A 320-nucleotide genomic window follows, 5' to 3' on the forward strand; every position below is an offset into this window, starting at 1 on the left:
CGGTGGTGGTAAAGGTTTGCTGGGCTCCTAAATCATCGATAACCGTAAAGGTGATCACGGTGCCTTCTAGTGCATCACTGGTGCCGCTTAGAGTCGGTGTAACATCGTTACTTGAACCTGGGCTGGTTAAATCAAGCGTTGGCGCAATGGTATCAACCTCCCCTGCGCCTGTGGCGGTCGCTGAGTTACCCGCTGTATCGCTTACTCTTGCACGTCCGGTATAACTGCCCTCAGCAAGGGCTGTGGTAACAGGGACTGACCATGTACCACATGCGCCCACAGTCGCGCTCATGGTTTCCTGTAGGGCGGCGTTCTCTGTC

Annotated in this window: 1 protein-coding gene; it reads right to left on the bottom strand. The window is 55.0% G+C overall.

The annotated features are described in order from the left end of the window. A partial coding sequence (locus CWC04_RS18730; RefSeq protein WP_249326208.1) for an Ig-like domain-containing protein occupies window positions 1–292 on the bottom strand: 292 nt, incomplete at its 3' end. Window positions 293–320: the final 28 nt, after the last annotated feature.

This window comes from Pseudoalteromonas sp. S2893 (assembly GCF_005887105.1).
Taxonomy (GTDB): domain Bacteria; phylum Pseudomonadota; class Gammaproteobacteria; order Enterobacterales; family Alteromonadaceae; genus Pseudoalteromonas; species Pseudoalteromonas atlantica.